Source organism: Bacteroides faecis MAJ27 (genome assembly GCF_900106755.1).
Classification (GTDB): Bacteria; Bacteroidota; Bacteroidia; order Bacteroidales; family Bacteroidaceae; genus Bacteroides; species Bacteroides faecis.
On sequence record NZ_FNNN01000005.1, the window covers coordinates 155,084 to 179,285 of the forward strand.

Consider the following 24,202-nt stretch of genomic DNA (forward strand, 5'->3'; position numbering starts at 1 on the left):
AATTCTTTCGTTCCACCTAGGTTTTTCTTTCGTTCTACCCAGGTGGAACGAAAGAATCATAGTAATCCAACTTTTTCTTATTACCTGTCGTAGTACTATTTGGTCAGGTAATCATCTATCTTAGCTGCTGCCGCCCGTCCTCCTGCCATAGCCCGTACTACCAGACTTGCGCCTGTATCCGCATCTCCGGCAACGAATACGTTTTCCGGGAATTTAGGTTGCTCCGGTTTCAGGAATCCCATAGCCAATAGTACCAGATCCGCCTCGATTACTTCCTTCTTGCCTGTAGGCTTCATCGTTGGACGTCCGCCGTCTGCTGTCGGAGTCCATTCCACCTCTTCCACTTCTACACCTGTAACCTTACCGTCTTTCCCGAGGAACTGGTTGGAGGCCAGGCACCAGCGACGTGTACAACCTTCTTCGTGGCTGGAAGTCGTTTTAAATACTACAGGCCATTGAGGCCACGGAGTAGCCGGATTGTGACCTACGGGCGGTTTGGGCATGATTTCAATTTGTGTAACACTGGTTGCTCCCTGTCGTACACTGGTTCCGATACAGTCTGATCCGGTATCGCCGCCACCGATGACAAGTACCTTTTTGCCTTTAGCGTTCACTAACTTATCCTTTGCGAAAGTCTGACCTTCCAGAGTCCGGTTTTGCTGTGCCAGCATTTCGAGTGCAAAGTGAATACCTTTCAGTTCACGTCCCGGAATACTCAAGTCACGGGCAACGGGGGTTCCGGTACAAATGCAGTAAGCGTCAAAACCTTTCGGCAAATGATGGACGTCTACTTCTACTCCCATCTCAAACCGGATACCTTCTGCTGCCAATATTTTCATACGCCGGTCAATGACATTTTTATCCAGTTTGAAATTTGGAATGCCGAAACGTAACAATCCTCCCGGTGCTTCGTCCTTATCAAACAGGGTGACGGTGTAACCTTTCTGGTTCAACTGATTGGCAGTTACCAGTCCGGCAGGACCGGCACCGATCACTGCTACACTTTTTCCGTTTCTTCGGGGTGTTTGTACCTGTATATATCCTTCACGAAAAGCGGCTTCTACGATAGCCGCTTCATTCTCGCGAATCGTCACCGGCTGGTCGCAGGATAGTTTCAGCACACAGGACTTTTCGCAAAGGGCAGGGCATATACGTCCGGTAAATTCCGGAAAGTCGCAGGTTGAGGATAAAATTTCATACGCTTTTTTCCATTTTCCTTTGTATAATGCGTCCTGCCATTCCGGCTGTTTGTTGCCTATCGGACATGCCCAATGGCAGAATGGTACGCCACAGTCCATACAGCGGGAAGCCTGCAACTTGCGGCTGTTTGTATTCAATGTCTGTTCTACCTGACTATAGTCAGTGATGCGCTCGCTTATGGGGCGGTATCCCGCTTCCTGGCGAGGTATATTTAAAAATGCTTTTGGATCTCCCATTGTCTTTAATCTTAAATATTAAGTATTAGCCGTAGCCTTCTGTATCGTTAATACCTGATACCTATTACTTGAATTAATAGTCTCTCTGCATATCTGCAATTTTCTGCTGTAACTTTCTCATCTGCTCTTCCTGCAGCACCTTTTTATATTCGATAGGTACTACCTGAATAAACTGATCGGCATAATGGTTCCAGTCATCGAGCATGGTACGTGCCAGTTTCGAACCGGTGTACAGATAGTGCTGTCGAATCAGTTCGTGCAGTTCTTTTCGGTAACTGGCCTCTTCGATCAGTGATAATTCTACCATCTCCATGTTGCAGAAATAATCGAAATTGCCGTCTTTGTTCCACACATAAGCTACACCGCCGCTCATACCAGCTGCAAAATTTCGTCCCGTTTGTCCCAGAACCACTACGCGGCCTCCGGTCATATATTCACAGCAATGGTCGCCTACACCTTCTACTACAGCGACAGCTCCCGAATTACGTACGGCGAAACGTTCGCCGGCACGCCCATTGATGTATACCTCGCCACTGGTTGCCCCATAAAGCAGGGTATTACCTGCAATTGTGTTCTTCTCGGCTTCGAAGTTGCTGCGGATAGGAGGCAGGACGGCGATACGTCCGCCACTCAAACCTTTACCCAGGTAATCATTGGCTTCACCTTCCAGCTTGAAATTTACGCCCGGCACCAGAAAAGCGCCGAATGACTGTCCCGCAGAACCTTTGAACTTTACATTCAAGGTATGTTCCGGCAAGCCTTTTTCTCCGTACTTCTTGGCAATGACACCGGAGAGCATGGCACCTGTCGCCCGGTCCGTATTGGCAATCGTATATTCCAGCGAAACTTCTTTTTCGTGTTCAATCGCCTCTTGGGCAGCGTCTATGATTGTCACATCCTTTACGGTCGAGATGCCGTGCTCCTGATCGGTGACGTGACGGATAGCCGCACTGTTGTCTATACGTGCCAGTAATTTGGTGAAGTCGATCAAGGCATGCTTCGGGTTCGGATCACCCGCAACGGATTTGCGTTCAATCAGGTCTGTGCGTCCGATGATGTCATCCATCTTGGTAAATCCCATTTCTGCGAGATATTCACGGACTTCCTGTGCCAGGAATGTGAAGAAGTTGACCAGATATTCACTACGTCCGTGAAAACGTTTGCGTAATTCTTCGTTCTGAGTAGCTACACCTACCGGACAAGTATTCTGATGACATTTACGCATCATCACACATCCCAATACGATCAGTGCGGAAGTAGCGAAACCATATTCCTCGGCTCCCATCAATGCCATTAAAATAATATCGCGTCCGGTTTTCAATTGTCCGTCGGCTTGCAGAACGACTTGTCCGCGCAGGCCGTTCAGAACCAGTGTCTGTTGTGTCTCGCTCAATCCCAATTCCGGAGAAATACCTGCATAGCGGATGGATGAAGCAGGAGAGGCTCCCGTACCGCCTTCGGCACCGGAAATGACAATCAAATCCGCTTTTGCCTTTGCCACACCCGCGGCGATTGTGCCGACTCCACTTTCTGCCACCAGTTTGACACTGATTTTGGCTTGTGGATTCACGTTTTTCAAGTCAAATATCAATTGTGCCAAATCCTCGATGGAATAAATATCATGGTGGGGAGGAGGAGAAATCAGCGAGATCCCCGGAATGGAGTGGCGTGTCTTGGCAATCACATCGTTCACTTTGAATCCCGGAAGCTGTCCGCCTTCACCCGGTTTGGCTCCCTGAGCTATTTTAATCTGTATTTCATCAGCATTAACCAGATATTCAGCGGTGACACCAAAGCGTCCGGAAGCTACCTGTTTGATGGCGCTTCGCATGGAAGTTCCGTCCGGCAGCGGGTGGAAACGGGAAGCGTCTTCACCACCTTCCCCTGTGTTGCTGCGTCCATGGATGGTGTTCATGGCAATTGCCATCGCTTCGTGGGCTTCCTTGCTGATAGAACCGAAAGACATGGCACCCGTCACAAAACGTCGGAGGATATTCTCTATAGGTTCCACTCGGTCGATAGAGATAGGATTGCGACGGAAACTCAGGAAATCACGCAGAAAAATAGGACTCTCCTTATCGTCTGCCAAATGAGTGAACTCTTTGAATTTCTTGTAGCTGCCTAAGCGGGTAGCCAGTTGCAACGTGCTGATTGTTTCCGGATTCCATGCATGTTTTTCTCCGTCTTTCCGGAAGGCATACAATCCTCTATTCAGTAACTCTTCACTCTTCACCTCCCGGATACCTTCATCGTGGAAAGCGATTGCGTCTTTGGCTACCTCTTCCAGACGAATACCTCCGATTGGTGACCCGATTCCACCAAAGTAAGCCTTACTCAATTCCTCACTGAGCCCGACAGCTTCGAAAATTTTCGCACCACGATAAGAGCGGATGGTGGAGATACCCATCTTGCTCATGATCTTGAACAGACCTTTGCAGATAGATTTGATATAGTTTTTCTCTGCTGTAGCATAATCCAGCTGAATATCTTTGTCCTTCACCAACTTGTCGAGGATAGCAAATGCCATATATGGATTCAGTGCGCTTGCTCCGAAGCCGAGCAATAAGGCAGCGTGCATAACTTCACGTATTTCTCCGCTTTCTACAATCAAAGCTGTCTGAACACGTTTGCCTACGGAAATCAGATGATGGTGAACGGCGCTTACTGCCAGCAATGAAGGGATTACCGCATGGGTGGCATCTACCTCACGGTCGGTCAGCACAATGTAGTTTACACCTTCCGTTACCGACTCTTCCGCCATTTTGCACAGCCTGTTCAGTGCTTCCTGCAAGCCGGCTTTTCTTTTCGATACTTCAAACAACATCGGCAATTTCACAGTCTTGAAACCCTTGTAGCGGATATTGCAGAGAATATCCAGCTGTGTGTTGCTTAGAATCGGATGATTCAGACGTACCATTTTGCAATGGCTTTCACTGGGAGTCAGAATGTTCATGCCTACCGCTCCGATATATTCCGTCAGAGACATGACGAGTTCCTCACGTAGCGGGTCGATCGGTGGATTAGTCACTTGTGCGAATTGCTGGCGGAAATAGTTGTAAAACAACTGAGGTTTATCGGAGAGTACAGCTAAAGGCGTATCATTCCCCATTGAATGAATCGGTTCCGCACCTGTGCTTGCCATCGGCATAATCAACCGTTCGATGTCCTCTTTGGAGTAGCCGAAAGTACGGAGCATCCGGTTATAATTTTCTACGTGATGAGGTACTTTGCGCCCGCTTTTCAGTTCATCCAGTTCGATACGGTTGGTCGACAACCACGTACGGTACGGTTTCGCTTCGGCAAGTTGTTTTTTCAATTCACCGTCATAGTAGATTTCTCCTTTTTTTGTATCAATCAGCAGAATCTTTCCCGGTTGCAGGCGTCCTTTTTCTTTTATGTCTCCCGGTTCGAAGTCCATTACACCTACTTCGGAGGCAACTACCATCAGGTCGTTTTTAGTGATCAGATAGCGGGCAGGGCGCAGACCGTTACGGTCGAGCATACCACCGGCAAAACGTCCGTCACTGAAGAGCAGGGCTGCCGGTCCGTCCCATGGTTCCATCAGGATAGAATGATACTCATAGAAAGATTTCAGGTCCTCGCTGATCGGGTTTTTCTCGTTGAAAGATTCCGGTACGAGCATTGCCATGGCATGTGGCAGGCTTAATCCCGACATAACCAGAAACTCCAGCACATTGTCCAGAGAAGCGCTGTCACTCATGCCCGGCTGTATAATCGGTCGGATCTCTTTGATATCTCCCAGATCAGGAGTGGAGAGTACACTTTCACGGGCCTCCATCCATCCGCGGTTGCCGCGAATCGTATTGATTTCGCCGTTGTGGGCCAACAAACGGAAGGGTTGTGCCAATCCCCATGTCGGGAATGTGTTGGTACTGAAACGGGAGTGTACCAGTGCCAGTCCACTGGTAAAATAGCTGTTCGTCAGATCGGGATAATAGTTGCGTAGCTGCAATGACGAAAGCATACCTTTATATATAATACTCTTGGTAGAGAGCGAAACGACATAAAAATCATTTCTTGTCGGAATGGCTGACAATCTGACTTTATTCTCTATCCGCTTACGGATCAGATACAATTTGCGGTCGGCAGCTTCCGTTTCCGTAAATCCGGTGATGAATACCTGTTTGATGTCCGGTTCATTAGCCAGAGCTGCTTCACCCAGAATTTCCGGGCAGGTAGGTACATTGCGCAAGTGCATCAATGTAAGTCCTTCTTTCTCTATTTCCTCAATAATGATACTTAAAATAGCTGCCTGGTCTTCCTCATTTTTCGGCAGAAAAAGCAGGCCGGTACCATAGCGTCCTTTTTCGGGAACAGGAATGCCTTGCAGTAAAATAAACTCATGCGGAATCTGTAACATAATACCTGCACCGTCTCCGGTTTTGTTATCCGCCCCTTCAGCACCACGGTGGCGCATGTTCTCCAATACTTTTAAAGCCGACTCAACAAGGTCGTGTGACTTTTTTCCGTGAATGTCCACCAGCATGCCAACTCCGCAGGCATCGTGTTCGTATGCCGCGTCGTACAACCCCATCTGTTGAGGTGCTCGTTGGTAGGTGAATCCTTCTGTTGCGTTGTTAAAAAGTTCTTGTTTTTTCATTCTTTCTAGCTTTATTGTATGATAATACCTATTTATTCTATCAAAATGTTCGGCAAAATTAATGATTTAATTTCATAATGATAGTATTTTGTTAGTTTTGTGTAACACGAAATAAAAAGCCTGCTCTTTATTCTTTTAGATTGTAATCAAAATCTGCGGATTTGTATCAAATTTATTAGTTGTTTGCTTTTATTTTATTCTGATTGTAACTTGTTTCTTTTTGAGCTAAAAATAATATATTATTTAACTTTTTGATGTGTTTACAACTTTTTTATGTGCTTATGTCAAATAAATATAGGAAAATTTATCTTTATGTCATTTGGAATTCGTATATTTGCAACCGAAATAAAAATATCATAATATGTGTGGAATAGTAGGCTATATTGGTAAAAGAAAAGCCTACCCCATCCTTATTAAAGGGTTGAAGCGGCTGGAGTATCGTGGATATGACAGTGCAGGGGTAGCATTGATCAGTGATAACCAACAATTAAATGTGTACAAGACGAAAGGAAAAGTCTCCGAACTCGAAAATTTCGTCACACACAAAGATATTTCCGGTACAGTCGGAATTGCCCATACCCGTTGGGCTACACACGGGGAACCTTGTTCAGCTAATGCCCATCCTCATTATTCTTCTTCCGAAAAGCTCGCTCTCATTCACAACGGTATCATTGAAAACTACGCCGTTCTCAAAGAAAAACTTCAGGCCAAAGGTTACACCTTTAAAAGTAGTACCGATACCGAGGTGCTTGTTCAACTAATCGAATATATGAAAGTTACCCATCAGGTTGATTTGCTCACTGCCGTTCAGTTGGCATTGGGCGAGGTGATTGGTGCTTATGCGATTGCGATTCTTGATAAGGAGCACCCGGAGGAAATTATTGCGGCCCGCAAAAGCAGTCCGCTGGTGGTAGGTATTGGTGAAGAGGAATTTTTTCTGGCGTCGGATGCCACGCCGATTGTAGAATATACAGATAAGGTAGTATATCTGGAAGATGGTGAGATAGCGGTGATCAACCGGGGAAAAGAATTGAAGGTAGTCAATCTGAATAATGTGGAAATGACCCCCGAAGTGAAAAAGGTAGAGTTGAACCTCGGACAGCTGGATAAAGGGGGCTATCCGCATTTTATGCTGAAGGAGATTTTTGAGCAGCCGGACTGTATCCGTGATTGTATGCGCGGACGTATCAATGTGGAAGCGAATAATGTGGTGCTTTCGGCCGTGATTGACTATAAAGAGAAGTTGCTGAATGCCAAACGCTTTGTCATTGTGGCTTGTGGTACTTCCTGGCATGCGGGACTGATCGGTAAACACCTGATTGAAAGTTTCTGCCGTATTCCGGTAGAAGTGGAGTATGCTTCCGAATTTCGTTATCGTGATCCGGTGATCGACGAGCATGATGTGGTGATTGCCATTTCGCAAAGTGGAGAAACGGCGGATACACTGGCGGCAGTAGAACTGGCGAAAAGTCGCGGTGCTTTTATATATGGTATATGCAACGCGATTGGTTCCTCTATTCCCCGTGCCACTCATACAGGTTCGTATATCCACGTCGGCCCGGAGATTGGAGTAGCTTCTACCAAAGCATTTACAGGACAGGTGAGTGTACTGACAATGTTGGCATTAACTCTCGCCAAAGAGAAAGGTACGCTGGATGAGGCGCATTATCTCACAATTGTGCAGGAACTGAACAATATTCCCGAAAAAATGAAGGAGGTGCTGAAACTGAATGATAAGTTGGCGGAATTATCAAAAACTTTCACCTATGCGCATAACTTTATTTACCTCGGACGCGGATATAGTTATCCTGTTGCTTTGGAAGGTGCGTTGAAATTGAAAGAAATATCGTATATTCACGCCGAAGGTTATCCGGCTGCCGAAATGAAACACGGACCGATTGCCTTGATTGATGCTGAAATGCCGGTAGTCGTCATTGCTACCCAGAACGGACTGTACGAGAAAGTACTGAGCAATATTCAGGAAATCAAGGCACGAAAAGGCCGGGTAATTGCATTTGTAACTAAGGGAGATACAGTGATCAGTAAAATAGCCGATTGCAGTATCGAACTTCCGGAAACAATCGAGTGCCTTGATCCGTTAATTACTACGGTACCTCTCCAATTGCTTGCTTATCACATTGCGGTGTGCAAAGGAATGGATGTAGACCAACCTAGAAATCTGGCAAAGTCGGTAACTGTGGAATGATTAAATAGTAAATAAATTAGATGGAACAATTGAAACATGAATGTGGCGTTGCCATGATACGGCTGCTCAAACCTCTGGAGTATTACGAGAAAAAGTACGGAACATGGATGTACGGTCTCAACAAACTCTATCTGTTAATGGAGAAACAGCACAATCGGGGACAGGAAGGAGCAGGACTGGCATGTGTGAAACTGGAAGCAAATCCGGGTGAAGAATATATGTTTCGTGAACGTGCATTAGGTTCCGGTGCTATCACTGAAATCTTTGAAAACGTACAAAGTAATTTTAAAGACCTGACTTCCGAACAATTGCATGATGCAGCTTTCGCCAAACGTACTTTACCTTTTGCCGGTGAAGCATACATGGGGCATCTGCGTTATTCCACCACCGGAAAATCCGGAATTTCCTATGTACATCCGTTTTTGCGAAGAAACAACTGGCGTGCCAAGAATCTGGCTCTCTGCGGAAACTTCACTATGACGAATGTCGATGAAATATTTGCCCGTATCACCGCTATCGGACAGCATCCCCGTAAGTATGCCGACACCTATATCATGTTGGAACAGGTAGGCCATCGCCTTGACCGTGAAGTGGAACGCCTCTTCAATCTTGCCGAAGCCGAAGGACTGACGGGCATGGGGATCACTCACTATATAGAAGAACATATCGAGCTGGCGAACGTGCTGCGTACCTCCAGCCGTGAGTGGGACGGGGGATATGTGATCTGCGGTCTTACCGGAAGCGGCGAGTCGTTTGCTATCCGTGACCCGTGGGGTATCCGTCCGGCTTTCTGGTATCAGGATGATGAAATTGCCGTATTGGCTTCCGAGCGTCCGGTGATTCAGACAGCTCTGAATGTTCCTGTGGAAGAAATCAAAGAACTGCAACCCGGACAGGCATTGCTTATCAGTAAAGAAGGCAAGCTACGGACATCGCAGATCAATAAGCCACGCGAAAGACGCGCTTGCTCCTTTGAGCGTATTTACTTCTCCCGTGGAAGTGATGTCGATATCTATAAAGAAAGGAAACTTTTGGGAGAAAAACTGATTCCCAGAATTTTGAAAGCCATTCATAACGATATCGATCATACCGTTTTCTCGTTTATCCCCAACACGGCTGAAGTTGCTTTCTACGGAATGTTGCAGGGGCTGGATGATTATCTGAATGAAGAAAAGGTACGCCAGATTGCTGCATTGGTACACAATCCCTGTATGGAGGAGCTGGAAGTTATTCTTTCCCGCCGTATCCGCAGTGAGAAAGTGGCTATAAAAGACATAAAGCTCCGTACCTTTATTGCAGAGGGAAACAGTCGGAATGATCTGGCTGCTCACGTATATGACATTACTTACGGAAGCCTTGTCTCCGGTGTCGATAATCTGGTGATTATCGATGACAGTATTGTGCGTGGTACTACCTTGAAGCAAAGTATTATCGGTATTCTCGACCGTCTTGGTCCGAAGAAGATAGTGATTGTATCCTCTTCACCGCAAGTTCGTTACCCGGATTATTATGGGATCGATATGGCAAAGATGAGCGAGTTTATCGCTTTCAGAGCGGCCATCGAATTGTTGAAAGAACGTGATATGAAAGATGTCATTGCTGCGGCTTACCGGAAGTCCAAAGATCAGGTCGGCTTGCCGAAAGAGCAGATGGTAAACTATGTGAAAGAAATTTATGCCCCATTTACGGATGAAGAAATATCTGCCAAAATGGTGGAACTGCTGACACCGAAGGGAACGAAAGCCAAAGTGGAAATTGTCTACCAACCGTTGGAAGGGCTTCATGAAGCCTGTCCGAACCACTTGGGGGACTGGTATTTCAGTGGCAATTATCCTACGCCGGGTGGTGTGAAAATGGTGAATCAGGCATTCATCAACTACATTGAGCAGATGTATCAATTCTAACAACCATACAACGATTCAGAAATAAGAATGAGAAATGTGACATTAATCCTTGACGACGGGAGCCGGTTTTCCGGTAAGTCGTTTGGTTACGAGAAGCCGGTGGCGGGCGAAGTAGTTTTCAATACCGCCATGACCGGATATCCGGAGAGCCTCACTGACCCTTCCTACGCCGGACAGCTGATGACTCTTACCTATCCTCTGGTAGGAAACTATGGAGTTCCTCCTTTTACCATCGAACCGAATGGACTCGCCACTTTTATGGAAAGTGAGAAAATACATGCGGAAGCGATTATCGTAAGTGACTATTCTTATGAATATAGCCACTGGAATGCAGTGGAAAGTTTGGGTGAATGGTTGAAACGTGAACAAGTGCCGGGTATCACGGGCATCGATACGCGTGAACTGACCAAAATACTTCGTGAACACGGAGTGATGATGGGAAAGATTGTCTTCGACAATCCAATTGACAATGGACAATTGACAATTGACAATTACGCTGCCGTGAATTACGTAGACCGTGTTTCCTGCAAAGAAATAATTTCCTATCTTCCCGACGGGACATCCCGTTCTTTTCCATTAACCATGCCCATTGCGCAGCTTAATTGTCAATTGTCAACTGTCAATTGTCAATTGAAAAAAGTACTTCTGGTGGATTGCGGAGTCAAGACAAATATAATCCGTTGCTTGCTGAAACGGAATGTGGAAGTTATTCGTGTACCATGGGACTATGATTTCAACGGACTTGAATTTGACGGGTTGTTTATATCCAACGGACCGGGTGATCCGGATACCTGCGATGCAGCTGTACAGAATATTCGCAAAGCAATGGCAAACGAGAAACTTCCTATCTTTGGAATCTGCATGGGAAACCAGTTGCTTTCGAAAGCCGGAGGGGCAAAGATTTACAAACTTAAATATGGACACCGCAGCCATAACCAACCGGTACGCATGGTAGGAACGGAACGCTGTTTCATTACTTCACAGAATCATGGTTATGCCGTGGATAACAATACGCTGGGTGCAGATTGGGAACCGCTGTTCATCAATATGAATGATGGCTCCAACGAAGGAATCAGGCACAAGAAAAATCCCTGGTTCTCCGCACAGTTCCATCCGGAAGCTGCGAGTGGTCCTACGGATACGGCATTCTTGTTCGACGAATTTGTAAACCTGCTAAAATAACCGACCATCATGAAAGAAAATATAAAGAAAGTATTGCTGCTGGGTTCCGGTGCCTTAAAAATCGGTGAGGCCGGTGAGTTCGACTATTCCGGTTCGCAGGCGCTCAAAGCCTTGAAAGAAGAAGGGATTGAAACCATTCTTATCAATCCGAACATTGCTACGGTACAGACCTCTGAAGGAGTAGCAGATCAAATTTATTTCCTTCCGGTCACTCCGTATTTCGTGGAAAAAGTGATTCAGAAAGAGAAGCCGGAGGGTATTATGCTGGCATTCGGCGGACAGACTGCGCTGAACTGTGGCGTTGCTTTATACAAAGAAGGAATCCTTGAGAAATATAATGTTAAAGTGCTCGGTACTCCGGTACAGGCCATTATGGATACGGAAGACCGTGAACTCTTCGTGCAGAAACTGAACGAAATTAATGTAAAGACCATTAAAAGTGAAGCTGTAGAAAATGCAGAAGATGCGCGCCGTGCTGCGAAGGAACTGGGATATCCGGTCATTGTCCGTGCCGCTTATGCATTGGGTGGTCTGGGCTCCGGTTTCTGTGATAATGAGGAACAACTGGATGTGCTGGTAGAAAAAGCCTTCTCTTTCTCTCCGCAAGTGCTGGTCGAGAAATCGCTTCGCGGATGGAAAGAAGTAGAATATGAAGTGGTGCGCGACCGTTTCGACAACTGTATCACGGTTTGTAATATGGAGAACTTTGACCCGCTGGGTATCCATACCGGTGAATCAATTGTTATTGCTCCCTCCCAGACGCTGACTAACAGTGAATATCATAAACTCCGCGAACTGGCGATACGTATCATCCGTCACATTGGTATTGTGGGCGAATGTAATGTTCAGTACGCTTTCGACCCCGAATCGGAAGATTATCGGGTGATTGAAGTGAATGCCCGTCTTTCCCGTTCTTCGGCCTTGGCTTCTAAAGCAACCGGATATCCGTTGGCTTTTGTAGCAGCCAAATTAGGACTCGGCTACGGACTCTTTGATTTGAAGAACTCTGTGACAAAGACTACTTCCGCTTTCTTCGAACCGGCACTGGATTATGTCGTATGCAAGATACCTCGCTGGGACTTAGGAAAATTCCATGGTGTAGACAAGGAATTGGGATCTTCCATGAAATCGGTAGGGGAAGTGATGGCCATCGGACGTACTTTTGAAGAAGCTATTCAGAAGGGACTGCGCATGATCGGACAGGGAATGCATGGCTTTGTAGAAAACAAGGAACTGGTTATTTCTGATCTCGATAAGGCATTGCGCGAACCGACCGATAAACGTATTTTTGTAATTTCGAAAGCTTTCCGGGCAGGATATACCATCGATCAGGTGCATGAACTTACAAAGATTGATAAATGGTTCCTTCAGAAATTGATGAATATCATGCAAACCTCCAAGGAGCTTCGTCAATTGACAATTGACAATGGACAATTGACAATGAGGAAAGAAAAAGAAGCGCATGCAATCGAAGATCCGCAAGGTAATTGTCATTTGTCAACTGTCAATTGTCAATTGCCATTTGTCCATTCTCTATTAAGAAAAGCGAAGCAACAGGGCTTCTCTGATTTTCAGATTGCCCGTGCCATTGGTTATGAAGGTGATATGGAAGATGGAAGCTTGTATATCCGCAAATATCGGAAGGCTGCCGGCATTCTTCCGGTTGTAAAACAGATCGATACGCTGGCTGCCGAATACCCGGCACAGACCAACTATCTGTATCTGACTTATAGCGGAGTGGCAAATGATGTACATTATCTGGGTGATCATAAGTCTATTGTCGTGTTGGGTTCCGGTGCCTACCGTATCGGTTCTTCTGTAGAATTTGACTGGTGCGGCGTACAGGCTCTGAATACCATTCGCAAAGAAGGCTGGCGCAGTGTGATGATCAATTATAATCCGGAAACGGTATCTACGGACTATGATATGTGCGACCGTCTCTACTTTGATGAACTGACATTCGAACGGGTAATGGATATTCTTGAACTGGAAAATCCGCATGGTGTCATTGTCTCTACCGGTGGTCAGATTCCGAATAACCTTGCCTTGCGTCTGGATGCTCAGAATATCCACATACTGGGAACAAGCGCCCAGAGCATTGACAATGCCGAAGACCGCGAAAAATTCTCTGCAATGCTCGACCGTATCGGCGTAGACCAGCCACGCTGGCGTGAGTTGACATCGTTGGAAGATATCAACGAGTTTGTCGATGAAGTCGGGTTTCCGGTTCTTGTTCGTCCGTCCTATGTGCTTTCGGGGGCTGCGATGAACGTCTGTTCCAATCAGGAAGAGCTTGAACGTTTCTTGAAGCTGGCTGCTAATGTATCAAAAAAGCATCCGGTGGTAGTAAGCCAGTTTATCGAACATGCGAAGGAAGTGGAAATGGATGCTGTCGCGCAGAATGGCGAGATCATAGCTTATGCCATCAGCGAACATATTGAGTTTGCCGGTGTGCACTCCGGTGACGCTACCATTCAGTTCCCGCCGCAGAAACTGTATGTCGAAACTGTCCGCCGTATCAAACGCATTAGTCGTGAGATTGCCAAGGCGCTGAATATATCCGGTCCGTTCAATATCCAGTATCTGGCAAAAGATAATGATATCAAGGTGATCGAGTGTAATTTGCGTGCCAGCCGTTCCTTCCCGTTTGTCAGCAAGGTGCTGAAGATAAACTTCATAGAACTGGCTACCAAAGTGATGCTTGGACTTCCTGTGGAGAAACCGGAAAAGAATCTGTTTGAACTGGACTATGTAGGAATAAAGGCTTCGCAGTTCTCTTTCAACCGCTTGCAGAAAGCCGACCCTGTATTGGGAGTGGATATGGCTTCTACGGGTGAAGTCGGCTGTATCGGAAGTGATACTTCCTGTGCTGTGCTGAAAGCTATGTTGTCTGTCGGCTACCGCATTCCTAAAAAGAACATACTGCTTTCTACAGGTACAATGAAGCAGAAAGCTGATATGATGGATGCGGCGCGCATGTTGGTAAACAAAGGATACAAGCTATTTGCAACCGGTGGTACTCATAAAACCTTTGCGGAGAATGGTATTGAGAGTACGCTTGTCTACTGGCCGAGTGAGGAGGGACATCCACAAGCGCTGGAAATGCTTCATAATAAAGAAATCGACATGGTGGTCAACATTCCGAAGAATCTGACTGCCGGAGAACTGGACAATGGATATAAAATCCGTCGCGCAGCTATTGACCTGAATGTTCCGTTGATTACGAATGCCCGTCTGGCAAGCGCATTTATCAACGCCTTCTGTACGATGACTGTGGATGATATTGCCATCAAGAGCTGGGAAGAATATAAATAAGATGTAATCAGTTGTTGTATAATAAGTTGAAAAGGCTGTTCCTGTATACTCAGGGACAGCTTTTTTTAGTGTCACTATCCTGTCGGTATACTGTCACTATCGCAGGGTGATAGTGACAGTATACTAACGTGATAGTGACACTATCTTTTTTGAAGGAAGCGGGTAAGAATTTTTTTTAATGCGCATTAGTTGCATGATTGGACAAATTGGTGTAAATTGCGCAATCAATTCAAAAATATTCTAAAAACAGGGGAGTAATATGAGCATGGATAATCATATCGTAATTATGGCCGGAGGCATCGGCAGCCGTTTTTGGCCGATGAGCACACCGGAATGTCCCAAACAGTTTATTGATGTAATGGGATGTGGACGTACGTTGATTCAACTGACCGCTGATCGTTTTGACGGTGTCTGCCCACGGGAGAATGTGTGGGTAGTGACGTCCGAGAAATATATTGATATTGTCCGGGAGCAATTGCCGGAGATTCCTGAAAGTAATATTCTGGCGGAACCTTGTGCGCGGAATACGGCTCCCTGCATCGCTTATGCTTGCTGGAAAATAAAGAAAAAACATCCGAATGCCAATGTGGTGGTGACTCCATCGGATGCATTGGTCATTGATACGGGAGAATTTCGCCGGGTAGTAGAGAAAGCTCTTCGTTTTACTGACAACAGCAGTGCTATCGTGACACTGGGAATCAGACCGACTCGTCCGGAAACCGGATATGGATATATTGCCGCCGGAGATCCTATCATGACTGACAAGGAGATTTTTACTGTAGATGCATTCAAGGAAAAACCGGATAGGGAGACTGCTGACAGATATCTTGCCGAAGGTGGCTATTTTTGGAATGCGGGAATCTTTGTATGGAATGTACGCACTATCACTTCTGTGATGCGTGTATATGCTCCGGGTATAGCGCAAATCTTCGACCGTATTTTCCCGGATTTCTATACAGAGAAGGAAAATGAAACGATTAAAAAGCTATTTCCTACCTGTGAAGCTATTTCTATAGACTATGCAGTCATGGAGAAGGCACAGGAAATCTATGTACTCCCGGCTTCTTTTGGCTGGTCGGACTTAGGGACATGGGGAGCGCTTCGTGGACTGTTGCCGCAAGATAAATCAGGAAATGCTACAGTAGGTCCCGATGTCCGTCTGTATGAAAGCAAGAATTGTATCGTACATACCAGTGAAGAGAAGCGTGTTGTTATTCAGGGACTGGATGGATATATCATTGCCGAGAAGGATCAGACACTGCTGATTTGCAAACTGGATGAGGAACAGAGAATAAAGGAATTCTCAAAGTAATCCTTAATTCTTTTGATATTCCTGAGGCGTCATTCCTGTCATTCGCTTAAAGAACTTGCTGAAGAAGGACGGATTGGGAAAGTTTAATTCATCAGAAATTTGATAAACAAGGCGATTGCTGTGTTTGAGCAGCACTTTTGCCTCTAGTATAATGGACTGGTTGATCCAGTCCATTACTGTTTGTTGACTGGCTTGCCGGATCACTGTATTCAGATAACGGGGAGTAAGGCAAAGTTTGTCTGCATAAAAACTGACGTTCCGTTCTGTCTTGCTATAAGTGTTGACCAAAGAGATGAAACGTTGAAAAATATCGTTCTGATGTGTCAATGGGCTCGACTCGGACTGTCCTTTGTTTTTGGCTATATATTCTATATTATATAGTAATCCTGCCAATAGATGCTGGATTACTTCTTTTCTGAATACAGGTTCTTGTAATACATCCCACATGACTGTTATAAAATTCTCTATTTGTACCTGCTCAGTGGTAGTCAGTGGAAGCAGCAGATTCTTTTTCCGTTGGAGGAAATGGGCAAAGAATTCTTCTTTACCGGATACTGGCAGGAAATTATGCTCTATCGCCATCATATGAGCATCAAAGTCTTGGGAGGTCTCTATAATTTGTATGATAGAGCCCGGGGCGATCAGAGAGATATAATTAGGACGAAAGATATACTCGATCAGATTAATGAGAACTCGTGCCCGTCCATTGGTAATGATTGCGATACGGCCTTCCTGTAACCGGTAAGGTTGTCCGATTTTGAAAATGGTCGTTTCCATTTTCGAGAAGCTCGTTACAAACCCGAACTCGGCATTGATGAAACGAAATTCGTTGTGACGTACTATATTGATATCCTTCAGTAGCTGGAGGCCTAATTCCATAGGTTCTTTCTGTTCCATTCCCTTTGCTCTTTTCCGGCAAAGATAAGAAATTGCCTCAAAATCTTCTCCTTTTTTAGGATAAATCGAACTAACGGGACATATTTCCCAACTATCGGAATGTGAAGCTATCGCTTAAACGGCTATCTTTGTCTTTTGAAGAATTCATAGAAAACAGGTGTATGAAAAGAATCATTTTTAGTATTTCGCTCTTGCTCTTTGTGACGGGAATGTATGGGCAGGCGAGACGTATAACATTAGAAGAATGTCAGCAGAAAACGCAGGACAACTATCCGTTGGTGCGTCAGTATGATTTGATAGAGAAGACGAAAGAATATAATTTGGAAAATGCGGCGAGAGGATACTTGCCCCAGTTCGCTCTTTCAGCAAAAGCGTCTTATCAAAGCGAGGTGACGGAGTTACCTGTTGCCATTCCCGGAGTGGATATCAAAGGAATGTCTAAGGATCAATATCAGGTGATGTTGGAGTTACAACAGCAGATATGGGATGGCGGAGGAATCCGGATGCAGAAGAAGCAGACTGAAGCGGAAGCGGAGATCAACAGAGAAAAGTTGAACGTGGATATGTACTCGTTGAATAGCCGTGTGAATGATCTGTATTTTGGAATTCTGATGTTGGATGAACAGTTGGCTCAGAATGCCTTGTTGCAAGACGAGCTGGGAAGGAACTTCCGTCAGATTACGGCTTATGTAGAAAATGGGATTGCCAATCAGGCTGATCTGGATGCTGTGAAAGTGGAGCAATTGAATACTCGCCAGAAAAGAGTAGAGTTGATATCTTCGCGCATGGCTTATTTGAAGATGCTTTCGTTGTTGGTAGGAGAGGTACTTTCGCAGGAGACTGTGTTTGAAAAGCCTGTTCCGCAAAACGAACTTTCGGCTGTCAGTGACATTCGCCGACCGGAACTGTCATGGTTTGATGCACAGGGAACGGGATTGCAGGTGCAGGAGAAAGCATTGAATGTGCGTCATCTCCCTCATTTTGGCTTGTTTGTGCAGGGAGCTTATGGTAATCCGGGATTAAATATGCTGAAGAATGAATTTTCTCCTTATTATATTGCAGGCGTCCGGCTTTCGTGGAATTTCGGGAGTCTGTATACGCTGAAGAACGACCGCCGGGTGATTGAAAATAAACGGAAACAACTGGACAGCAATCGGGATGTGTTTCTTTTTAATACACGACTGGAAATGACACAGCAAGATCAGTCTATCCGTTCGTTGGAAAAGCAGATGCAGGATGATGATGAAATTATCCGGTTGCGTACTAATATTCGTCGGGCTGCGGAAGCCAAAGTTGCAAATGGTACGCTGACGGTGACCGAGATGCTTAGAGAACTGACGAATGAGAGCCTTGCACGTCAGGCGAAAGCAATGCATGAGATTCAACGGCTGATGGGCATTTATCAATTGAAATATACTACTAATCATTAATAAAATCTTTCGGATATGAAACGAATGACAAAAATAGGAATATACGGGATGGCGGTATGGATGTTTGCTGCCTGTGGGAATGGAGTGCCCGACTATGATGCAACGGGAACATTTGAAGCTACGGAAGTGACCGTTTCTGCTGAAGCGTCAGGAAAATTGCTGCGACTGGAAGTAGAGGAAGGAACAAGGCTGAAAGCCGGTGAAGAAGTCGGTTTGGTAGATACCGTCCAATTATATCTGAAGAAGCTGCAACTGGAAGCAAGTATGAAGTCGGTAGAGAGCCAACGTCCCGACCTGGCAAAGCAGATAGCTGCTACCAAACAACAAATAGCTACGGCTCAACGGGAAAAGAAACGGGTGGAGAACCTGCTTGCTGCCGGAGCTGCTAACCAGAAACAGCTGGACGACTGGGATTCGCAGATCGCTTTGCTTCAGCGACAGTTGATTGCACAGGAATCATCATTGCTGAATAGTACGAACAGCCTGACGGAACAAGGAAATTCGGTCGGTATACAAGTGGTACAAGTTGAAGATCAGTTGAACAAATGTCATATCCTGTCGCCTATCGAAGGTACGGTACTGGCTAAATATGCGGAAGCGGGAGAACTGGCATCTGTTGGCAAGCCGCTGTTTAAAGTGGGAGAGATTGACCGGATGTATCTGCGGGCTTATGTCACTTCAGAACAATTGTCTCAGGTGAAGCTGGGAGATGAAGTGACTGTGTACTCCGATTATGGAAATTCGGAACAGAAAGCTTATCCCGGTGTGGTCACCTGGATTTCCGACCGTTCGGAATTTACTCCCAAAACTATCCTGACTAAAAATGAACGTGCCAATCTGGTATATGCGGTAAAGATTGCCGTGAAAAATGACGGTTCGCTGAAGATTGGTATGTATGGAGGTGTGGTATGGAAAAAGGAGAATCCATAGTTGTTGTAAAGGGAGTCAGTAAGAACTACGGGAAAGTAGAGGCATTGAAAGAGGTTTCCTTTGCAGTAGAGCGGGGAGAAATTTTTGGGCTGATCGGTCCCGATGGGGCGGGTAAGAGTACTTTATTCCGTATTCTGACTACTTTATTGCTGGCTGATAAAGGCACGGCGATTGTCAACGGACTGGATGTGGTGACGGATTACAAGTTGATTCGCACGAAAGTAGGGTATATGCCCGGAAGATTCTCGCTTTATCAGGATCTTTCTGTGGAGGAGAATCTGGAGTTTTTTGCGACAGTCTTTCATACGTCGATACAGGAAAACTATGATTTGATTAAAGATATCTATCAGCAGATTGAGCCGTTTAAAAAAAGAAGGGCAGGAGCTTTGTCAGGAGGTATGAAGCAGAAGCTGGCGTTAAGTTGTTCTCTGATTCACAAACCTGATATTTTATTTCTGGATGAGCCGACTACCGGGGTAGATCCCGTGTCGCGAAAAGAATTCTGGCAGATGCTCCGTAATTTAAGGAAGCAGGGGATTACAATTATTGTTTCAACTCCTATTATGGATGAGGCTCGTCAATGTGACCGGATTGCTTTTATTAATCATGGACAGGTGCATGGGATTGATACACCCGAACGGATTCTTCAGAAATTTGCTTCTATTCTTTGTCCGCCACCTTTGGAACGGGAGGAAGCGCAGAATATGGCAGTTCCTGTTATTGAAGTGGATCAGCTGACTAAATGCTTTGGGCATTTTACGGCAGTCGACCATATTTCTTTTCAGGTGAAACGCGGAGAGATTTTCGGTTTTCTTGGAGCCAATGGAGCAGGTAAGACAACTGCAATGCGCATGCTTTGCGGATTGAGCCGTCCGACATCGGGGGTAGGCAAGGTGGCCGGTTATGATATCTTCCGCGAAGCTGAACAGGTAAAAAAGCATATCGGATATATGAGCCAGAAATTCTCTTTGTATGAAGATCTTAAAGTGTGGGAGAATATCCGCCTTTTTGCCGGAATCTATGGAATGAAGGATAAGGAAATTGAAGAAAAGACAGAGGAATTGTTAGAACGCCTCGGCTTTGCAGACGAACGGAATACACTGGTAAAAAGCCTTCCTTTGGGTTGGAAGCAGAAGCTGGCTTTTTCTGTCTCTATCTTTCATGAACCGAAGATTGTGTTCTTGGATGAACCGACCGGAGGAGTGGACCCTGCTACCCGCAGACAATTCTGGGAACTGATTTATCAGGCAGCCGATCGGGGAATAACTGTTTTTGTTACCACACACTACATGGATGAAGCGGAATATTGTAACCGGATATCGATTATGGTAGACGGACAGATCAAGGCGCTGGATACACCGACTCGACTGAAAGAGCAGTTTGGTGTGGAGACGATGGATGATGTGTTTCAACAACTTGCCCGCCATGCGGTGCGTAAAGCAGATTGATTATGAAACAATTTATAGCTTTCGTAAAGAAAGAATTTTATCATATTTTCCGTGACCGGCGTACGATGTTGATTCTGTTGGGAATGCCGGTCGTAGAGATTATCCTGTTTGGGTTTGCTATCAGTACGGAAGTGAAGAATGTCCGGCTGGCTGTTCTTGATCCTTCGAATGATGTGGTGACAAGGAAAATTATAGACCGTCTGGATGCGAGTGAATATTTCACGGTTACTGCCCGCTTTCATTCTCCGCAGGAAATGGAGGCTGCCTTCCGGAAAAATAAGATTGATGTGGCGATTGTATTTGGAGAGCGTTTTGCTGACGGACTTTATAAGGGAGATGCCCGTGTGCAGCTGATAGCAGATGCAACTGATCCTAATATGTCTACTTCGCAAACCAATTACGCTGCCAGTATTGTTTCTTCGGTGGGGCAGGAAATGTTGCCTTCCAACGTTTCTGTTTCCCGTTTGATTCCGGATATCAAATTATTGTATAATCCGCAAATGAAGAGTGCCTATAACTTTGTGCCCGGGGTTATGGGATTGATTTTAATGTTGATTTGCGCGATGATGACTTCTATTTCCATTGTCCGTGAAAAAGAGACCGGTACCATGGAAGTATTGCTGGTATCTCCGGTAAAACCATTATTTATTGTGTTGGCGAAGGCAATTCCTTACTTTGTTTTATCGTTTGTCAATCTGACTACTATTCTGTTGCTTTCAGTCTTTGTGCTGGATGTGCCGGTAGTGGGGAGTTTATTCTGGCTGGTGATGGTATCCTTGCTTTTTATCTTCGTATCGCTGGCTTTGGGCTTGCTGATTTCTTCAGTGACAAGTACACAGGTGGCGGCAATGTTGGCATCCGGTATGATATTGATGATGCCTACCATGGTTTTGTCCGGCATGATTTTTCCGGTAGAAAGCATGCCAATAGTTCTTCAGGTCATATCGGACATTATTCCGGCCCGTTGGTATATACAGGCTGTACGCAAACTGATGATTGAAGGAGTGCCGGTTGTGCTGGTACTTAAAGAGATTGGCATTTTATTGCTGATGGCCATAGTGCTTATTACAATCAGCATCAAGAAATTTAAATATCGATTGGAATAAAGGAATTTATTATGATAAAATTTCTGATAGAAAAAGAGTTTAAACAGTTGCTACGCAATTCGTTCTTGCCGAGATTGATTCTTGTCTTTCCCTGTATGATCATGTTGCTGATGCCTTGGGCCGTGAATATGGAAATAAAGAATATCCAGCTGAATATCGTTGATAACGACCATTCGGTTATTTCTCAGCGGTTGGTGAATAAGATTGCGGCTTCTACTTATTTCCGTCTGACGGAAGTTCCGGCATCTTATGCGGATGGATTGCGGAATATTGAATTGGGAACGGCGGATATTGTGATGGAGATACCCCGTCATTTGGAAAAGGATTGGATGAACAAAGGGGAAGCTCATATCTTGATTGCCGCCAATTCGGTAAATGGAACGAAAGGAGGGTTGGGCAGTTCTTATCTGGCTACTATTATCAATAATTACGCAACCGAATTACGTGCGGAACGTCCTGATGCCGTTTCAGCTTCGGGTAGTGCCCCTTCTATTTGTATCGATACGCAGGGATTATTTAATCCGAATCTGAATTATAAGCTTTATATGATTCCTGCACTGATGGGAATGTTGCTGACTCTGATATGCGGTTTTTTACCTGCTTTGAATGTCGTTAGTGAGAAAGAAGTTGGAACCATCGAACAGATTAATGTGACCCCTGTACCGAAGTTTACTTTTATTCTGGCCAAACTTCTACCTTACTGGATCACAGGCTTTATCGTATTGACTTTGTGCTTTTTATTATCTTGGTTGCTTTATGGAATAACTCCTGTAGGACACTTTATTGTGATTTATTTTTTGGCGATTCTGTTTGTGTTTGTTATGTCCGGTTTCGGGCTTGTCATATCCAATTATTCGGCAACTATGCAGCAATCCATGTTTGTGATGTTCTTTTTTATGTTGATTCTGATGTTGATGAGCGGACTATTTACACCGGTGAGCAGCATGCCTGAGTGGGCGCAGGTGATCACTTATTTTAATCCGTTGAAGTACTTTATGGAAGCAATGCGTATGGTATATCTTAAGGGAAGCAGCTTACTGGAATTGCTGCCTGAAATAGGAGTCTTGTTTCTTTTTGCCCTGGTTTTCAATAGCTGGGCAGTGTTCAGCTACCGGAAAAATCAATAGTCGGGTAATGGGACTATATAAAAAACAGCTCTTTTCCTTTATGATCGGAAAGAGCTGTTTTTTTATTATCTCTTCACCCGCTTGAGGTGAATTGCGGTTACTGTGTTATTTTACTTCGATTTGCTTTTCGGCTTTCTTCACTTCTTCTTCAGAAATCTTAGGAAGTTGAACATTCAATACTCCGTTTTCTACTGCGGCAGATATTTTTTCTTTATCTACATTATCCGGTAGAATCATAGTCTGCTGGAACTTGGAATAAGAGAATTCGCGACGTAGATAGCGACCTTCTTTCTTCTCTTCTTTGTTTTCAGTCTTCTTCTCCATGGTGATAACGAGGTTATTTTCTTCATCAATGCGAACATTGAAGTCCTCTTTTGTCATCCCCGGAGCAGCCAGTTCAACTTTGTATTCTTTTTCTGTTTCAAAAACATTGATTGCAGGTGCGGTAGCATTTGCTTTTACCATCCAATCGTTATCAAAGAAATCGTTAAAAATACTTGGTAACCAGTTTTGAGTTCTTCTAACAGGCATCATAATCTTAGTCTCCTATCTTTTAGTTAAACATTCGGTTTATTCAATTTTGAACTTCGGGTCGTCGCTTTCTGCAGAGAGGAATTTTCGACTCTTGCCGTCCGTTTTCGAACCGTCGTTCGCTGTTATAAGTGCAAACCTTATGCCAAAAGATATTTGAGGCTGTAAGTGTCTATTTGTCATCTTGATAATGTCAATTTATCTTGTTTGATGACAAAATGTAGCCTGTGTTTGTTTATTTTATATAATATAGATATTAATTTGATATTCTATTTCTTCTCAAGAAGCTTGAATCTCAACCTTAATACTTGTCTTTCTTCATCATAATCATGACTGATGATTTTGAAAGTTCCTATTTCTGAAGTATTGGATACATGTAGTCCGATACAGGCACAGGCGTCGTAATCTCCGATACGTATAATACGAAGGGTTTCACTGGCATCAGCGGGAAGTTTGCTCAGGTCTACGATGTCTTTTGCTTCTTCATGAGTCATGAATTCTACAGTAACGGGCAGATTTTGGTCGATAGCTGCATTTACTTTATCTTCGATCATTTGTATTTCCGCCTCCGTGGGACATACAGAAAGAATATAGTCGCATTTACTCTTTTTCCTTTCTATATGGGCATTTCTTGAGCGGAGGCAACCAAAGGTTTTTACCATAGTGGCATTTAATAAATGCTCTGCTGTATGCATAGGCGCGATTGACACATCCTGAAATTTGGGGGCTGCTTGATTTATTTCCATAATAGACAAAT

At 44.9% G+C, this 24,202-nt stretch carries 15 protein-coding genes; 10 read left to right on the forward strand and 5 right to left on the reverse strand.

The genetic code is table 11. The features are described 5' to 3' along the window. Positions 1-95: 95 nt before the first annotated feature. Positions 96-1,436: a glutamate synthase subunit beta gene (locus BLW31_RS06270; RefSeq protein ID WP_010538415.1), complete on the reverse strand. Its 1,341-nt coding sequence runs from the start codon at positions 1,434-1,436 to the stop codon at positions 96-98. 73 nt (positions 1,437-1,509) lie between these two features. Beyond that, positions 1,510-6,057 carry a glutamate synthase large subunit gene (gene gltB, locus BLW31_RS06275; protein ID WP_010538414.1) on the reverse strand — a complete coding sequence of 1,516 codons (4,548 nt, stop codon included), beginning with the start codon at positions 6,055-6,057 and terminating at the stop codon, positions 1,510-1,512. A 361-nt stretch (positions 6,058-6,418) separates the two neighbouring features. Between gltB and glmS the strand changes: the two genes are divergently transcribed. The 5 genes from glmS to BLW31_RS06300 all read left to right on the forward strand — a co-directional run bounded on the left by glmS (position 6,419) and on the right by BLW31_RS06300 (position 15,976). Continuing rightward, positions 6,419-8,263, forward strand: a complete 1,845-nt coding sequence (gene glmS / locus BLW31_RS06280) for a glutamine--fructose-6-phosphate transaminase (isomerizing) (RefSeq protein WP_010538413.1) — start codon at positions 6,419-6,421, stop codon at positions 8,261-8,263. Positions 8,264-8,283: 20 nt separating this feature from the next. Continuing rightward, positions 8,284-10,167 (forward strand): amidophosphoribosyltransferase, encoded by a 1,884-nt coding sequence (locus BLW31_RS06285; RefSeq protein ID WP_010538412.1) that lies wholly within the window; start codon positions 8,284-8,286, stop codon positions 10,165-10,167. A 27-nt stretch (positions 10,168-10,194) separates the two neighbouring features. Then, positions 10,195-11,349: a glutamine-hydrolyzing carbamoyl-phosphate synthase small subunit gene (gene carA, locus BLW31_RS06290; protein WP_010538411.1), complete on the forward strand. Its 1,155-nt coding sequence runs from the start codon at positions 10,195-10,197 to the stop codon at positions 11,347-11,349. Positions 11,350-11,358: 9 nt separating this feature from the next. Then, a complete protein-coding gene (gene carB, locus BLW31_RS06295) occupies positions 11,359-14,664 on the forward strand; it encodes a carbamoyl-phosphate synthase large subunit (RefSeq protein WP_010538410.1) in 3,306 nt (1,101 codons plus the stop codon). Between the two features lie 265 nt (positions 14,665-14,929). After that, positions 14,930-15,976 (forward strand): mannose-1-phosphate guanylyltransferase, encoded by a 1,047-nt coding sequence (locus tag BLW31_RS06300; protein WP_029425597.1) that lies wholly within the window; start codon positions 14,930-14,932, stop codon positions 15,974-15,976. A 3-nt stretch (positions 15,977-15,979) separates the two neighbouring features. Here BLW31_RS06300 and BLW31_RS06305 read toward each other — a convergent pair whose 3' ends face one another. Then, the gene (locus BLW31_RS06305) at positions 15,980-16,873 is read right to left on the reverse strand and encodes an AraC family transcriptional regulator (RefSeq protein ID WP_010538408.1); all 894 of its coding nucleotides are present in this window, start codon (positions 16,871-16,873) and stop codon (positions 15,980-15,982) included. A gap of 161 nt (positions 16,874-17,034) precedes the next feature. Between BLW31_RS06305 and BLW31_RS06310 the strand changes: the two genes are divergently transcribed. Genes BLW31_RS06310 through BLW31_RS06330 form a run of 5 tightly spaced genes read left to right on the forward strand, consistent with a single transcriptional unit; the run spans position 17,035 to position 22,914 of the window. Further along, entirely contained in the window at positions 17,035-18,303 is a 1,269-nt protein-coding gene (locus BLW31_RS06310; RefSeq protein WP_010538407.1) for a TolC family protein, read from the forward strand. A gap of 15 nt (positions 18,304-18,318) precedes the next feature. Then, positions 18,319-19,233 carry an HlyD family secretion protein gene (locus BLW31_RS06315; RefSeq protein WP_022301887.1) on the forward strand — a complete coding sequence of 305 codons (915 nt, stop codon included), beginning with the start codon at positions 18,319-18,321 and terminating at the stop codon, positions 19,231-19,233. Then, a complete protein-coding gene (locus BLW31_RS06320) occupies positions 19,212-20,681 on the forward strand; it encodes an ATP-binding cassette domain-containing protein (RefSeq protein WP_010538405.1) in 1,470 nt (489 codons plus the stop codon). Before BLW31_RS06315 ends, BLW31_RS06320 begins: the two co-directional genes overlap by 22 nt. A 2-nt stretch (positions 20,682-20,683) precedes the next feature. Next, the gene (locus BLW31_RS06325; protein WP_010538404.1) at positions 20,684-21,787 is read left to right on the forward strand and encodes an ABC transporter permease; all 1,104 of its coding nucleotides are present in this window, start codon (positions 20,684-20,686) and stop codon (positions 21,785-21,787) included. 11 nt (positions 21,788-21,798) lie between these two features. Then, positions 21,799-22,914 carry an ABC transporter permease gene (locus BLW31_RS06330; RefSeq protein WP_010538403.1) on the forward strand — a complete coding sequence of 372 codons (1,116 nt, stop codon included), beginning with the start codon at positions 21,799-21,801 and terminating at the stop codon, positions 22,912-22,914. A gap of 105 nt (positions 22,915-23,019) precedes the next feature. On the opposite strand, the gene BLW31_RS06335 is transcribed toward BLW31_RS06330, so the two are convergent. Both BLW31_RS06335 and BLW31_RS06340 read right to left on the reverse strand, forming a co-directional pair. Next, positions 23,020-23,448, reverse strand: a complete 429-nt coding sequence (locus BLW31_RS06335; protein ID WP_010538402.1) for an Hsp20/alpha crystallin family protein — start codon at positions 23,446-23,448, stop codon at positions 23,020-23,022. A 266-nt stretch (positions 23,449-23,714) separates the two neighbouring features. Beyond that, entirely contained in the window at positions 23,715-24,191 is a 477-nt protein-coding gene (locus tag BLW31_RS06340) for an alanyl-tRNA editing protein (RefSeq protein WP_032837111.1), read from the reverse strand. Between the last annotated feature and the right edge of the window lie 11 nt (positions 24,192-24,202).

Coding starts and splice junctions, on each gene's coding strand:
- BLW31_RS06270 (WP_010538415.1), bottom strand. CDS start 1,436: ATGGGAGATCCAAAAGCATTTTTAAATATACCTCGCCAGGAAGCGGGA.
- gltB (WP_010538414.1), bottom strand. CDS start 6,057: ATGAAAAAACAAGAACTTTTTAACAACGCAACAGAAGGATTCACCTAC.
- glmS (WP_010538413.1), top strand. CDS start 6,419: ATGTGTGGAATAGTAGGCTATATTGGTAAAAGAAAAGCCTACCCCATC.
- BLW31_RS06285 (WP_010538412.1), top strand. CDS start 8,284: ATGGAACAATTGAAACATGAATGTGGCGTTGCCATGATACGGCTGCTC.
- carA (WP_010538411.1), top strand. CDS start 10,195: ATGAGAAATGTGACATTAATCCTTGACGACGGGAGCCGGTTTTCCGGT.
- carB (WP_010538410.1), top strand. CDS start 11,359: ATGAAAGAAAATATAAAGAAAGTATTGCTGCTGGGTTCCGGTGCCTTA.
- BLW31_RS06300 (WP_029425597.1), top strand. CDS start 14,930: ATGGATAATCATATCGTAATTATGGCCGGAGGCATCGGCAGCCGTTTT.
- BLW31_RS06305 (WP_010538408.1), bottom strand. CDS start 16,873: ATGGAACAGAAAGAACCTATGGAATTAGGCCTCCAGCTACTGAAGGAT.
- BLW31_RS06310 (WP_010538407.1), top strand. CDS start 17,035: ATGAAAAGAATCATTTTTAGTATTTCGCTCTTGCTCTTTGTGACGGGA.
- BLW31_RS06315 (WP_022301887.1), top strand. CDS start 18,319: ATGAAACGAATGACAAAAATAGGAATATACGGGATGGCGGTATGGATG.
- BLW31_RS06320 (WP_010538405.1), top strand. CDS start 19,212: ATGGAAAAAGGAGAATCCATAGTTGTTGTAAAGGGAGTCAGTAAGAAC.
- BLW31_RS06325 (WP_010538404.1), top strand. CDS start 20,684: ATGAAACAATTTATAGCTTTCGTAAAGAAAGAATTTTATCATATTTTC.
- BLW31_RS06330 (WP_010538403.1), top strand. CDS start 21,799: ATGATAAAATTTCTGATAGAAAAAGAGTTTAAACAGTTGCTACGCAAT.
- BLW31_RS06335 (WP_010538402.1), bottom strand. CDS start 23,448: ATGATGCCTGTTAGAAGAACTCAAAACTGGTTACCAAGTATTTTTAAC.
- BLW31_RS06340 (WP_032837111.1), bottom strand. CDS start 24,191: ATGGAAATAAATCAAGCAGCCCCCAAATTTCAGGATGTGTCAATCGCG.